This window comes from Streptomyces sp. NPDC102406 (assembly GCF_044765725.1).
Taxonomy (GTDB): Bacteria; Actinomycetota; Actinomycetes; order Streptomycetales; family Streptomycetaceae; genus Streptomyces.
This window is the reverse complement of record NZ_JBIWKP010000001.1, coordinates 1,090,042-1,104,772: the sequence shown is the minus strand read 5'-3', so window position 1 is coordinate 1,104,772 and position 14,731 is coordinate 1,090,042. Positions and strand designations below refer to the sequence as shown.

The 14,731-nt window shown below is 70.3% G+C and carries 7 protein-coding genes and 2 tRNA genes; 6 read left to right on the top strand and 3 right to left on the bottom strand.

Going from position 1 to position 14,731, the window contains the following annotated elements:
* Positions 1-736: 736 nt before the first annotated feature.
* From ACIRF8_RS05065 to ACIRF8_RS05040, 6 genes are all read left to right on the top strand, one after another.
* A complete protein-coding gene (locus ACIRF8_RS05065; RefSeq protein WP_404210938.1) occupies positions 737-2,368 on the top strand; it encodes a type I-E CRISPR-associated protein Cse1/CasA in 1,632 nt (543 codons plus the stop codon).
* The gene (gene casB / locus ACIRF8_RS05060) at positions 2,365-2,949 is read left to right on the top strand and encodes a type I-E CRISPR-associated protein Cse2/CasB (RefSeq protein WP_404210936.1); all 585 of its coding nucleotides are present in this window, start codon (positions 2,365-2,367) and stop codon (positions 2,947-2,949) included. Before ACIRF8_RS05065 ends, casB begins: the two co-directional genes overlap by 4 nt.
* Positions 2,946-4,283: a type I-E CRISPR-associated protein Cas7/Cse4/CasC gene (locus ACIRF8_RS05055; RefSeq protein ID WP_404210934.1), complete on the top strand. Its 1,338-nt coding sequence runs from the start codon at positions 2,946-2,948 to the stop codon at positions 4,281-4,283. The genes casB and ACIRF8_RS05055 overlap by 4 nt, the downstream gene beginning before the upstream one ends.
* Positions 4,280-5,128 carry a type I-E CRISPR-associated protein Cas5/CasD gene (gene cas5e, locus ACIRF8_RS05050; protein WP_404210932.1) on the top strand — a complete coding sequence of 283 codons (849 nt, stop codon included), beginning with the start codon at positions 4,280-4,282 and terminating at the stop codon, positions 5,126-5,128. Before ACIRF8_RS05055 ends, cas5e begins: the two co-directional genes overlap by 4 nt.
* A complete protein-coding gene (locus ACIRF8_RS05045) occupies positions 5,125-5,847 on the top strand; it encodes a type I-E CRISPR-associated protein Cas6/Cse3/CasE (protein ID WP_404210931.1) in 723 nt (240 codons plus the stop codon). Before cas5e ends, ACIRF8_RS05045 begins: the two co-directional genes overlap by 4 nt.
* Positions 5,848-6,479: 632 nt before the next feature.
* Positions 6,480-10,289, top strand: coding sequence for a hypothetical protein (locus ACIRF8_RS05040; protein ID WP_404210929.1), 3,810 nt, complete (start codon positions 6,480-6,482; stop codon positions 10,287-10,289).
* Between the two features lie 3,705 nt (positions 10,290-13,994).
* Here the strand turns inward: ACIRF8_RS05040 and ACIRF8_RS05035 are convergent.
* The 3 genes from ACIRF8_RS05035 to ACIRF8_RS05025 form a co-directional block, all read right to left on the bottom strand.
* On the bottom strand, positions 13,995-14,171 hold the full coding sequence (locus ACIRF8_RS05035; protein WP_404210927.1) for a hypothetical protein: 177 nt from the start codon (positions 14,169-14,171) through the stop codon (positions 13,995-13,997).
* A gap of 222 nt (positions 14,172-14,393) precedes the next feature.
* Positions 14,394-14,470: transfer RNA gene (locus ACIRF8_RS05030), tRNA-Ile, on the bottom strand.
* Positions 14,471-14,654: 184 nt separating this feature from the next.
* Positions 14,655-14,730: transfer RNA gene (locus ACIRF8_RS05025), tRNA-Asn, on the bottom strand.
* Position 14,731 lies beyond the last annotated feature (1 nt).

The window sequence follows — 14,731 nt, the reverse complement described above, 5'->3', positions numbered from 1 at the left end:
AGGCAGACACAACCCGATCGCTGGGAGGCCGCAAACCAAGGACGCCACAACACTCCTGGCCGGGCACCGCAACCGAAGAGACGGGACTGTCTCGCCGGGGAACCGAGACTGCGGATGCCCGGTACAGGTGAGCCCCTTACCGGAGGGGTTATGGGACTATCCCCGCGGGTGCGGGAGATACTTTCGCTTCGTGAGGTTCGTGAGGAGGGATCGGGAATCCCTGTGGGTGCGAGGAGCAAGTAACCGTTCTGGCCGTGGGCGAGGACGAGCAAGGAACATCCCCGCGGACGCGGGGATCACTACCTGCACTACGCCGCGCTTGACCTCACCCGGGGAACATCCCCGCGGGCGCGGGGAGCACGCCCTGCTTGCGCTGTCCGAGATGCCCAAGGCGGGAACATTCCCGCGGGCGTAGGAAGCACGATTCCACCCTGGCGAGTCGCGGGAACATCCCCGCGGGCGCGGGGAGCACAGCGCGAAGCGTGATCGTGGGGACCACATCCCAGCGGGTGCGGGGAACGCGCGGCGTGTGACTCGATCGCCCGCTCCCGGTGGAACCGTCCCGCAGGTTCGGTAAGGCATCTGTAAGCAGTACTTTCGAGCGTTGATACACAACCCTTCCGCTCGTCAACTCCCCTCCTCCGCACGGAATTTCACAATCTCTGCGAACCGGTCGTCTCGCATGTCCCCTCCTGCTAGCGTCCCGTCACATGCCAGAAGATAACCGTTAAGAGTAGTGAGGCGGCGACGGAACGTGCCTGACCCAAGCGCCTTACGTGCGAGACCATTTCGGCCCAGATGGGATCCGCGAGAGGTCCCGTGCATCCCGGCGCTGACGCTGGACGACCGGCTTGTCGATGTGAGCCTGGTAGACCTGCTCCACGATGCCGACGGTCTGCGGACTGTGGAAGGCGGCACGCCGGGCGAGAAGGTGGCGGTCATCGAGTTCCTGCTGGCCATCTGCTACGCGTCCGGCACGTATCCGGAGTCGGCTGCGCAGTGGCCTGAGTGGGTGGATCAAAAGGATGCTCTCCGGCCGGCTGCCGAGTGGCTCGCCCAGCGGCCCGAAAGCGAGGTCTGGGACCTCTTCCATCCTGTCGAGCCGCTGGGGCAGAACGCCTTGCTTGCCCCCTACCTTGATGAGCACGGCGCCGGGCCAGCACAACTCGTGATCGAACGCGTCGGTGACTACAACCAGTTCTTCGACCACCACCACCTGGAGCACCCCAGCCCGCTGCCGGTCGCTGCGGCCTTCCGGGCCATGCTCACCCAGCACGTATACGGGCCGGCCGGACGCGCCAGGATCTCGGGGAAGGCGACGCTGGGTGCCACGATCACTAATCTCGCTGCTGCCCGCCTGGGCACGCGCGTCCGGGTCGTCGCGCTCGGGGACACCCTGGGTGAGACGCTGCGCCTCAACCTGGCTCCGGTCAACGGGCCGTGTGGGGAGCTGAACCGTACGTGGACCGTCGGTACGAAGCGACGGGAATTCACCTCCAAGCCCAAGGGCCGGGCGGTGGCGGGCCCGGCCGATCTGCACAGCTATCTCGGCCGGTCGATCCTGCTGCGCCCGACCCCGGACGGCGAGTCCGTGGACCGGGTGCTGCTCGGTGCGGGCGAGCTCCTGTCGCTGACGGACGAGCACATGCAGGATGCGGTGTATGCCACGCGGGCAGACGGCAGCCCCAAACCGCTGTGGGCTTCGGCGACCCGGGCCGTCTGGCGGCAGGCACACGCACTCTACGCCGCGGTGGCCGAGGCCCGCTCGCAGGCCGGCAGCAACGACGGCGGCACCTTGTACCGCAGGCTGGCGCTTTTCCCGGCCGAGGATGTGGCGCCCGAGCCCGGCCAGCAGCCCGCGCGCCGCATTGACTTGTGGGCGGTCGGGCTGGTCGCCAAGCAGACGACCGCCATCGCGTGGGTCGACGGCACGTTCCCGTTCGCCCCCGGGCTGGAAGCCCGCCTGTATCTCGCGTCCTACCGGGGGTCGGAGATCGCCGAACATGTGGCAGGCGCTTTGTACAAGGCGGCGTTCGCGGCGTGGCGCGTGGCGTACCCGAACCCCAAACCGGCCGACAAGAACGGTCAGATCGCTCGGTTCGACGCGCGCGCGCAGCACTGGGCGGCGACGCAGGAGCCGTTCGACGTGCTGATGGAGGAGACGACGCTGGGCGAGGACGTGCGGGCGCTGCTGCTCGAGTATGCGGAAACCACCGCCCTCACCGCGCGGAAGTTTCTGGCCGAATGCCTTGATCCGCTGCCCAGGAGTGCGCAGGGCGCCAGGGCCCGGGCCGCCGCACTGAGGCGGTTCGACGACGAGTTGGCTTCGCCGAAGGCTCCGGCCGAACTGAGAGGGGAGTCCGCATGACCACCAGGCCCGGCGCCGACCCGGAAGCCAGCGACAGCGCCGTCGCGCTCACGGCGTGGCTCGCCAGCCTCGTCCGCAACCACGACTACGCCAGCCTCGCCGAACTCCGGCGCCCCCGCGTCCAGCGCGAACCGCACTTCAGGGCCCTGTGGTTCAGCCCGGACGAGGCGCAGCGTGAGGTCTACGCCCAGGTCGCGTTCCTGTTCGCGGTCTACCACCAGGGGCGCTCGAAGCCCGCCTACGGCTACGGCAGTCTCGGGGAAGCGGCGCGCCGGATCGGCAGCGGGGACAGGCGCGGCCCAGAGGATCCAGGCGCTGCCCGATTGATCGACCGCATCGTCTCCAGTCGCCGCATCCCGTGGCGCCATCTGCAGCATGCCGTCGCACGCCTGCGGGCCTGCGAGCGCCAGCCTCCCTCCTGGCCTCTGCTGGTCGACGACCTCAACCGGTGGCACGACCGCAAGGCCCGGGTCCCCTACGAGTGGGGCGTGGCCTTCCACATCCCCGCGGCCCGGGCTGCCGCCGCGCGTGCCACTGCCCTGCCTGCCGCCTCCTCTCCCGAGAAGGACTCCCTTACGTGAACAGCAACTCGCCTGCCACCGGCAGCCAGTTCCTCTCCCTGCACCTGCTGGAGACCCTGGTGGCCGTGCTCCCGGTGCGTGATGAGAACGGCGCACCCAAGTCCATCGTCTACGGCGGCGCCGAACGCCACATGATCACCAGTCAGGCGCGCCGCCGGGCCGAGCGGATCCACGCCCGCGACCGCGCCAACGCCGGGCGCGGCGCCCTGGCCGGGCAGACCACCGGCATCCGCACCCGCGAGTGGGCGCTACTCACCGCACGCGAGCTCACCTCCGAACACGACTGGCAGCAGGACGAAGCGATCCGCACCGCACGCGCCGTGATCGAGGCCACCGGCCTCAAGTTCGGCGACGCAGACAAGAAGACCGTCGCCAACCTGACCCGGGTTCTGCTGTTCGCGCCGGCGGACGCCGGTACTCGCATCGCCGCCCATATCGCCGAGCACGCCGAAAGTGTGCGGACGTGGAGCGAGGAGTACCTGGCGGCGCAGGCCGCGGCGACGGCCAAGAAGAAGCGGGGCCGCAAGGACACGGTGCCAGAAGAGCCGGAGGAGGACAGCGCAGCAGAGGCGAAGCTGCCCCCGGTGCCGGCCGAGACCCGCGCCGCGGTCCTCACCGCGCTCGCCCCGCGCGACGCCATCGACATCGCCCTGTACGGGCGCTTCCTCGCCGAGATCGCGGACTCCCCCAACGTCGACGGAGCGGTCCAGAGCAGCCACGCCTTCACCGTGCACGAAGCGGAACAGGTCGACGACTTCTACGCCGCAGCCGACGACGCGAAGCTGGACCGCAAGAGAAACGCGCTGGACTTCCTCGACGCGGCCGACGACGCAGGCGCCGGAATGACCGGCTACCAGTCGCTGATCTCGGGCACGTTCTACCGCCACGCGGTACTCGACCGCAGGCGGCTGCGCCGCAACCTGCAGGCGGCCGGAATGAGCGCGCGCGAAGCGGAGGAAGTTGCGGTGGCGGCGGAGGCGGAGTTCGTCACCGCCTTCGTCGAGGCATTCCCCGAGGCGAAGCGGAACTCCACCGCCTCCACCGGCTCCCTGCCCGCCCTCGTCCTCGCCTTCGAAGGCGAGCGCCCCTACAACTACGCGACCGCCTTCCAGACTCCCATCGACGAGAGCCCGCTGGACAAGAACGGCGAAGGCCCCGCCGGGCCGGCCGCGGTCAAACGGCTGCTGAAGCACCACGCCTTCGTCTGCCAGCGCCGGCCCGACATCAGCGCCGGACGCGTGCTGACCTACGACCCGCAGATCAACGAACTCCTGAACACCCTGGACGACACCAGTGTGGCGGCCGTGAATGGCATCGAGGAGCTCACGGCGTGAGCGGGCACGTCCTACTCGTCCGCCTGGCCGCCCCCCTGCAGTCCTGGGGGGTGGCCTCCCGGTTCTCACACCGCGACACCCATCCCCGCCCCACCAAGTCCGCCGTCATCGGCCTGTGCGCCGCGGCCCTCGGCCGGGACCGCACCGAGCCGGTGGACGACCTCGCCGTCCTCACCTTCGGAGTCCGCGCCGACCACCCGGGCACCCCGGTACGCGACTACCACACCGTCGGCGCCGGCCACTTCCCGCTGCGGCCACGCGACCTCATCACCGACCACCGCCGGGCCGCCGCCCTCGCCAAAAGCATGGAAAGTGCCGAGGGAGCAGAGTTCGGCCACCACGAACTCGCCCGCTGGTACGGGGCCCCAAAGAAGATCACCCAAGATCCCGTCTCCGGCACCCTCGTCTCCGCCGAGTTGGCCCGCTCTTCGATGATCACCGAACGCTGGTATCTGTCGGACGCCGCGTTCGTCGCCGCCCTGCACCACCCCGACAGGGCACTGCTGGAGGACATCGCCCACGCCCTGGAACACCCGAAAAGGCTGCTGTGGCTCGGCCGCAAATCCTGCCCACCCTCCGGCACCCTGGCCGCGGAGATCCTGCCCGGCACCATCACCGAAGCCTTCACCGCCAAACGCCTGCTGCCCTATCCGCCGGCCAACGACACCGAGGGCCGACGCCCCTGGGCATGGATCCAGGTCCCCTCCGGCACTCGCGGCGCCCTGCAGATCAACGACCAGCCCGTCAGCTTCGACCCCGGCCGCCGCACACACGCCACCCGCTGGGAGACCCGCACCCGCATCACCATCGCACCGACCGCCACCGAATGGGACATCATCCCGTGACCAGCACCCGGGCCGCCACCGCCCGCTTCGTCGCCACCCACTCCGTCCTCTGCCTCGACGCCCGCCACCCCCTGGTCGCCAAGTCCCTGATCGACGCCCAGGAGATGCACCGGACCGTCATGAGCGGCTTCCGCGGCTGGGTCGAGGACGGCGCCCCCAACCCACGCGCCGACATGGGAGTCCTGTCCACCTGGTCCGTCGACCTCGAAGCCGCCGCCCTCGTCCTCGTCGTCCAGTCCCGCGTCCCCGGCGACTGGACACGCATACCGCGCGCGGCCTTCACCACTGCACCGCACATCATCACCGTCGACCGCACCTTCACCACCGGCGAACCCGTCCCCTTCCGCACGGTCATCAACCCCACCCGCAGCAAACCGTCAGGCAAACCCGTCTCCGAAGGCGTCCGGGGCACCCGCACCGCACACACCACACCCGAGCACGTAAAACGGTGGTTCACCCGGCGCCTACAACCCGCCGGCGAACCCAAGACAGCCCCCGACGGCGTAGCCCGCATCGGCGCCACCACCGACCCCGCCACCCTTGGAATCCGCATGCTGCCGACCATCTCCAGCGCCCACCGCAACAAACCCGTTCGGATCGGCCGAGCCGAGATCCGCGGCACCCTCACCGTCACCGACCCCAACACCCTCGTCGAAGCCCTGGCCAACGGCCTCGGCCACGCCCGCGCCTACAGTTGCGGTCTCATCCTCACCCGCTGAACCCCAGCAACACCGACAACAGGCCCCGTCACGTGCGGGCACACCACGGCCTGGTTGAGGACGCGTGCGGCGGGCCGCGCTTGCGGTGGGCCGGGCCCGCGGCCCGGCGGCCATCCCCGCACACGCGGGAGGGAAAAGACGCAGTGCTCCTAACGGGAGCCATTCCCGCACATCCGCGGAAGGGCTGACGGGGGCCGAGGCTACGCCTGGCGGCCCCGCCAGGACCAGCCCGAAGCACCTCACCGGCCGCCACGGCGCCGCATCAAAATGCTCAGGGTCGCCCGGGCATCACGCCGGCGCTCCGGAGTGCGGAACAGGACAGACGAAGCCGCCACCGTCACCACCGCCGCACAGTAGGCGAACGCAGTGACAGCGGAAAGGCCAACACCCGCCCGGAAAACGGGCTCGACAACACTCAACAGCACGGACATCCAAGTCCCCCTCGGGATCAGCAGCCAGAGGTCCTCTCCCCCGGCGCGGTCCCACAGATATCCACCTATCCGAGGGCATTCAGCAGACTTCACACGGCCGGAAAACCTGCATAGAACCTCGTCAGGGGGCAGATGAAAATGCGTTCAGCGAACTCTTCCGCAGACGACGAAACCGGCGGTGACAGGCAGACACCGACGTTCATGAGCGATCTGAAGACGCTGTACCAGGCCGCGGGTGGCGGCAGCAGCCTCAACTACACGATTCTGGTCCGCGAGGCCGCGGGCTCCGGATACACCGTGGGCAAGTCCAGTCTCACGGCCTGGATGAACACGGACCCTTCGAAGGCGTACCCCCCGACCGAAGAGCGCCACGTCGAGTACGTCCTGAAGAAGCTCATCCCCGACCTGCAGGCACGAGCCGTTCGCCGTTCGCCGTGCTTCGCCTCGATCCAGGAGGGGCCTTGGGCCGCCCGGCTAGGAGCCGCACAGAGAGGCAGTCAGAGCGGCCAAGGGGGCCGCGGAAGCCGGGTTGGCGCAGCCTCAAAGGGCCGTCTGCTGTGCGGTGCCTCCCAGGTCCTGCTGGATGTCCTGCCCGTCGACTTCGTGGGACGCGAGGAGGAACTGGACAGCCTGGAGCACTTCGTCACGGCTCCGCAAGGCTCCCCCAACTACCTGTGGTGGCAGGCCGGGCCCTGGGCCGGGAAGACGGCGCTGCTGTCCTGGTTTGCCGCCCGCTGCCGGCCCGCCGGAGTCGACGTCGCGCACTACTTCATCGCCGGCCGTCTGGGCACCGACCGCCGTGACGGCTTCGTCCGCACCGTCAGTAACCAGCTGGCTGCCGCGGCCGAAGGCAAGCGGCATCCGCCCATCGACCTGCAGCAACCGAACCTCGGCCCGCTCTACGAAGCAGCAGCCCAGGCCTGCGCCGCGCGTCATCGCCGTCTCATCCTCATCGTCGACGGACTCGACGAAGATGCCGATGCCGGTTCCGACTCGGCTGGTATCGCCGGGCTCCTGCCCAAGGACCCGCCCGCCGGGATGCGCGTCATCGTCGCCGGACGGCCCCACCCGCACGTGCCCCAGAAGTTGGCGACGGATCACCCCCTGCGCGACCCTGCCGTCGTCCGGCCACTGGCCGACTCCCCCGCCGCGCGCATCATCCGCGATGCCGCCCTGACCGAGTTACGGACTCTGCTGACTGACCCCGTCGGACAACACCTGCTGGGCCTGCTGGTCACGGCGCGCGGCGCCCTCACCGGCGCGGACCTCGCCGAACTCGCCGAGGTCACCCCTTTGGAGGTGCGCGACAAACTCTCCGGTGTCACCGGCCGTTCCCTGGCCCCCACCCGCACCGATCTGCTGTCCCTGGACGTGCGCACCGAGGCAGAAGCGGACGCGGGACGCCAGACCTTCGTGCTCGCCCACCAAGAACTCCATGTCGCCGCGTATGAGGCACTCGGCCGGCCGTTCCGTGCCGGCTGTGTCACCGCCCTGCACAACTGGGCCCGCCAGTTCGAGGACGAGGGCTGGCCTGAGGACACCCCGAACTACCTGCTCACCGGTTACGCCCGTCTCCTGCAGGCGGAGGGCGACACCGAACGGCTCACCGCCCTGGCTCTCGACGCGCGCCGCCAGCTTTTGCTTGTTGAGCGCGCCGGGGCGGATGTCGCCCTGCGCCACCTTGACTGGGCCGCATCAGCCCAGCCGAACCCCGCACTGGCGCTGGGCACGACTGCGGCGCTCGCCGCCTCCCGGGACATGCTGCTGCCCCACGTGCGACCGCTGGCCCCGGCGGTGGCGCAGACCATCGCCCGGCTCGGCGACGCCCCCCGGGCCCGCGCCCTGACCAGTGCTGCCGGGCTCGCCGCCGACAAGGCGCTGAACCTGGCCGGCGTGGCACGCGTCCTGCACACCACAGGCGACACCCAAGCGGCTGTCACCGCCCGGGAAGCAGCCACGTGGGCACAGCACGCCCTGCGCGAGGCGGGCCGATTCGGCGCCGACGTCGACGAGGCGGAAGGCGCCGCCGGGCACGCGGCTCTCGCCCTGCTGGAAACAGCCCTGGCGAACGACGGTGGTACACGCGAAGGAAGCATGCCTCGCCGACGGCCGGCAGAGTACTGGAACGAGCCCGCCGCCCCGGGCCGGGCTGCACGCGAAGACCGCGAGCGCCAGGCCCTTCTCGAGGAAGGCCTGGCGCTGCTGCGCTACACCCGCGGGACGGGAACAGCCCGCCTGGAAGCCTGGGCGCAGGCCGCCCGCCTCCTGGCAGCGGACCACCCCGAGCGGGCCGCCGAACTCCTGAACACCCTGGAAGAACAAGCCGAAGACCTCGCTTGCGAGGAGCCAACCGAAACAGACGCCGCAATCTGCGCGATCCAGCTCTGGCACACAGCAGCCGGTGCGGCCCCCGACCGCGCAGGCCGCCTCACCGACCGCATCCTGGCCCACGCGCACGAGGTCTTCACCGACGCGCCCACCCTGGAAAACGTCTCCGCCCTCGCGCTCGCCGCCCGCTATGCCGCGCGCCTTCGGCCCGAGCCGGCTGCACGCCTGGTGAGCACCGCCTGCCGCCACCTCGAACACGTCCTGGGCCCGACCGCAGCCCCCCTGACGCCATCTGACGCCTTCCACCTCGAAGTCGGCTTCCCCCACACCCCCGCCCTCCTCGCCGAGGCGCTCCACGCCGTCGGCGCACCGCCCGAGCAGAGCACCCGCGTACGGCACCTCGCCGACCGCCACCTGCCGGCGGAGCCGCACGAGCACGCGGAGCACCCCACCCCGGCCGGGGAGAGGTATCCTGCGGAAGCCATCGAGCTCACCGAGGAGGCCTACCGCCTGGCCGAGACGGCCCGCGGTGACGAGGCCGAGCAGCGGCTGGAGCAGGCGCTGGCGCTCATGCCCGCCAGCATCCCCGGCGGCGGCCGCAGCCCCCTCTGGCTCCCCGACCTGGCAGCCGCCCTCGTCCGCACCGACCCCGACACAAACACCCAGCCCCTCACCGACCTGGCCCAGCACCCCACCGACCGGGCCCGCATCCACGCCGCTCTCGCCCTGGCCTACAGCGACACCCACCAGCCCGCCCTCGCACGCCGCCACGCCCACCAAGCCGCCCACGCCGCCACCAACAGCCCCAACTGGCCGCACGCGGCACAGGCACTGGCCGGCGCCGGCGAGGCACAGGCCGCCATCCGCCTCATCGGACAACACCCACGCTCCCGCGGCGCCGCCGCACGAGCTGCCTGGCGCACCACCGACCGCGCAGCACGCATCACCGTCGCCACGGAACTCGCCCCCCACGCCCCCGAACAGGCCGAGACCCTGCTCCTGCCCCTCCTCGAACGCCTCCACGCCGCCAGCCGCACCATCCGCAGCACCGGCCTGCTCTCCTCACTGGCCGAACTCCTGCCCGCCGCAGACCACCTACCAACAGCCCCCAGACAGCTCCTTGAGACGCTGCTGGAACAAGCCCGCGACCAGACCTCCCGCCACAGCCCCCACTCCTGGCTCCCCGAAGACGTCCTCGTCCACGCACTCCTGCGCCTCAAAGCCGGCGACCACCCCGACCTGCAACTGACCTGGCTGACCCGCGACCTCGCCAGCCGCGGACCCGAACACTTCCCCACCCCCGCCCTCGCCGTCCTCCACGCAACCCTCGGCGACCCCCACACCGCCCTCCACACAGCACAACAACCCACCAACCCGCTCCAACGCGCCCTGGCCCTCACCGCAGTCGCAGCCCACCACGCCCGCCTCCCCCTCCGCCCCCACCCCACCACCGACCCCACCGGACACAGCCACTACACGCGCGCCATTCAGCACCTGGCACACACCGCCACAACCCTGCCCCCCGACCACCAAGCCGCCGCCCAAGCCCTCCACCACGTCCTGACCAGCCCCGCCTGGCACCACGCCATCCACCCCCTGCACAAACTCTCCCCCGAAACACTCACCACCATCCGCAACATCACCATCACCCACCTCCACACACCACCCACACAACCCAACTGAACCGAGAAGCGAAGTCGACGCCACACACCCTTACGCATTCGCGGAGATGGTCCCGACGCCCGGGCCCTGCAGGTGCTCCTCGGAGAATCCCTGTCCACGCCCATGGCACCCGCTCTGAACGACCTGCTTCCCTCACGCGTGAGAATGGTCCCGATACCCGCCCCGGCGGCATCGCCGCCGCAGTCTGTTCCCCGCACGCGCGGGGATGGTCCCGCCCCGGACGTGTTCGGCTGGATTCGCGGGTGCTGCTCCCCGCACCCGCGGGGATGGTCCCCCGATCACCCCCGGACCGTGGCATGCGTTCCCCTGCTCCCCGCACACGCGGGAATGGTCCTGCCGAATTCGAAGCCGCGGCGTTCGGCACCGACTGCTCCCCGCACCCGCGGGGATGGTCCCTGCCAACAACACGGTGGAGTACTCGTTGAAGGTCTGCTCCCCACCCCCCGGGGATGGTCCCGTGCCGCCGACGACGGCGAAGAGGTTCCAGGTCTGCTCCCCACACGCGCGGGGATGGTCCCACGCCGTGCGAGGGCACCACCATCCGGGACTGCTGCTCCCCGCACCCGCGGGGATGGCCCCGCGTCCGCGGCATGCTCCTTTGGTGTCGGCGTCTGCTCCCGCACGCGCGGGAATGGCCCCCCGCCGCATGAGCTGCGGACTTGGGGCGCTCCCTGCCCCCCGCACGCGCGTGGATGGCCCCACCTGGGTGCCGTTGTTGGAGATGGCGCGCGGCTACTTCCGCACGCGCGGGGATGGCCCCCCCCGACGCCCCATGCACGAAACAATCGCCGACTGCTCCCCGCACGCACGGGGATGGTCCCACCATGGCCGACGCCATGTTCGACGCTGGGAACTGCTCCCCGCACCCGCGGGGATGGCCCCCGACAGGGAGACGACCGTTCGACCGGTCGCCGCTGCTCCCCGCACCCGCGGGAATGGCCCCGCTGCGGTACAGCTCCACCGCGCCCTCCCAACCTGCTCCCCGCACGCGCGGGGATGGTCCCGGGCCATGGTCCGACCGGCTCGGCCTCCAGGCGTGCTCCCCGCATCCGCGGTGATGTTCCCGACTACCGGCAGTTCGTCACCCGCGTCGCCGAGTGCTCCCCGCGCATGCGGGAATGGTCCCTTCGGCCTGACCTTCACCGCGCTCGCCGCGCCCTGCTCCCCGCACGCACGAGGATGGTCCCGTCAGACCGTCGTCGGTCGTGTACCCCACCGGCTGCTCCGCGCATCCGCGGGGATGGCCCCTCGGCAAGCCGCTCCTCAACCTTGAGGTGCTGCTGTCCGCACCTGCGGGGATGGCCCCTGGCCCCGCAGCGCTCTGCCACGTAGGCTTCCCTGCTCCCCGCACACGCGGGGATGGTCCCTGCGGGTCCGGGGCGAGAAGGCTCTGCGCCATCTGCTCCCCGCCCCCGCGGGGATGGTCCCCCGATCCCGAAGATTCGCGCCATGGGTGGTCCCTGCTCCCCGCACCCGCGGGGATAGTCCCCGGCAGACCGTCCACGACGACGTGGCGGGGCTGCTGCTCCCCGCACGCGCGGGGGATGGTCCCTTCATCGCGACGATGGCGGCGGCGATCGAGAGCTGCTCCCTGCATGCGCGGGATGGTCCCACGACACGGTTCCTCGACGTCTACTCTCAGGGCTGCTCCGCCGCACGCGGGGAGTTGGTCTCGTCGGCGGCCCGGCCTCGCTCGTGCTCCCCGCACGCGCGGGGATGGTCCCGCTGGGTGGCGCGGTGAGCAGCTCGTCATCGCCTGCTCCCCGCACACGCAGGGATGGCCCCCGGCAGCCACGCTGAATGGGGCGTTGGCACCCTACTCCCCGTGCGGGAATGATCCTGGGTCGTTCTCGGCGTAGACGAACGTCACATGTTGCTCCCTGCACGCGGGGGGATGGTCCCCCATCGAGATCCTTGCCGAACACCTTGGTGAGCTGCTCCCTGCACGCGCGGGGATGGTCTTACCCGCCGTTTCGTGTCGGACCCAGCCGCTACCTGCTCCCCGCACGCGCGGGGATGGTCCCTCGCTGGGGGTCTCGGCCCCGGCGGCACGGACCTGCTCCCGCACACGCGGGGATGGTCCCTCCATCGGGTGCGTCGGCCTCTGGCAGATCAACTGCTCCCCGTGCACGCGGGGATGGCCCCAGCCACAGGCCGCGGGGATACTCTCCGAGGATCTGCTTGCCGCACTCGCGGGGATGGTCCCCTGGCCGCCCGGGTGCCGTCACGGGGCTGACGCTGCTCCCCGCACCCGCGGGGATGATCCCTTATGACGCTGGATGCCGAACTGCCGTGGATCTGCTCCCCGCGCGGGGATGGTCCCGGCCGTCACCCAGACGGTGACTTCCGCGGCACCTGCTCCCCCGCACGCGCGGGGATGGCCCCGCGGCCGCCGTCGCCCTGTACGAGAACCTGCCCCCGGCCCCCGCACGCGCGGGGATGATCCCGAGGGCGGCGTGACCATTACCCCGTCCATCGACTGCTCCCGCACGCGCGGGGATGGTCCCACCACCTTCTCCGGCGAGGCGAACAGCATGTCCTGCTTCCCCGCACGCGCGGGGATGGTCCCTGCTCGGCGGGATGGGTGGCCCCGTTGGTGAGCTGCTCCCCGCACGCGCGGGGATGGTCCCAACTTCGGCCGCATGGTCAAGGGGGTCCCGATCTGCTCCCCGCACGCGCGGGGGATGGTCCCCTCATCGACCGCTACGACGCCATGAACGACAACTGCTCCCCGCGCCCGCGGGGATGGTCCCACCCCGCAGTTAGAGCGACCTTCACCATGATCCTGCTCCCCGCGCCCGCGGGGATGGTCCCTCCACGCCCAGCAGCTCGTAGGTGACCGGCTCCTGCTCCCCGCGCCCGCGGGGATGGTCCCGAGGTTGATCACGCTGTGATCCATCGTCGGGTCTGCTCCCCGCACCCGCGGGGATGGTCCCCCCGTCCGACGGGACCGTGGGCAAGGTGAACCCTGCTCCCCGCACCCGCGGGGATGGTCCCCCGAAGCTGGAGCGCCTTTCCCGACTCTCCGGCTGCTCCCCGCACCCGCGGGGATGGTCCCGCCTCGATGTGCGGACGGGCCCGGCCGGTGAGCTGCTCCCCGCACCCGCGGGGATGGTCCCCACCAGCCCACCGTCGACGGCAAGCCCAACATCTGCTCCCCGCACCCGCGGGGATGGTCCCCGCCCTGGTCATCGACACCCAGGACCCGGAGTCTGCTCCCCGCATCCGCGGGGATGGTCCCTTCGTATTCGTCAAGGCGACCGAGGGAACGTCCTGCTCCCCGCACCCATAGACAAACACGCGGAGCTCCTGGCGGACACGGGTGATCTTGGTCTGAAACCCGGCTGCCAAGAACTTCGTCCTTGAGCAGGGCTGGCCAACTCACGGCCAGGAACGCCAGCTTGGCAACGGCTCGCTGGATGCACCGGTCATGTGGCTCGACCTGGATCAACGTCATGCGCGAATGGACGGCTGACTCCATCGCGGAGGCGAAGGCCGACGGCCGGGCCCTACCGCCAAAGCCGAAGCCGAAGCCGAAGCGCTACCGGGCGACGTGCCAGCACCTTGGGCAGGCGATCGAAGAGAGTCCCGACGACGAGTAGATGTGTCAGCCGAGGACTGCCGTGCAGTCTCAGCCCATCGCATCGATTTCATTCAAGGCCACAGCATCCGCACGCGACCACTGCCCACTCGTAGAGCCTGTGACTATGCAGCGGCCTGCGTCATCTGCGGCCGGCTCCCCAGGGTCTGCCCGAGCGCCCGGTCGACCGAGATCCAGATGACCACCCGCTCAGGGTCCGGGGCGGGCGTGCGACCATATCGCGCTCCGTAGCGGACAACCGCATCCTGCACGGTGGCGTCATCCCTGCGCACCTGCGCCACGCCTTCGAGTGTGGCCCAACGGCCACCGTCAACTCTGCCCCGTACGAGAGCCACCAGTCCGCCACATCACCGTGTAAGAGGGGTCGCCGCTGAGCCGTTCGTTGGTCCTGACGTAAGCCATATGAAGGAGACTACGACGAGTCGGTGCAGCGTTCGTGCAGCGAAGGGTAGTGTCCGACTAGCCTCGAAATGGCGTTTCCGCAGGTCACGACGTTTCTGCAATGGTGGGGCGGGTGGGACTCGAACCCACGGCCGACGGATTATGAGTCCGCTGCTCTAACCGGCTGAGCTACCGCCCCGTACGGCGTGCCGCGCACAAGTGTGCGCGCCTTCTGCCGCAGCATAGCCGCTCATACGATCTCCTGCCTCGAATGGTCCGGCTCTGCACGACCATGAGGACTCCGCGGGCGCGCACACGGTTCCACCAGGCACGCAACCCGTACGAAAAAGCCCTCCGGAGGGTTCTCCGAAGGGCTTGTTCCGTGGCTCTCCCGACTGGACTCGAACCAGTAACCTGCCGGTTAACAGCCGGCTGCTCTGCCAATTGAGCTACAGGAGAT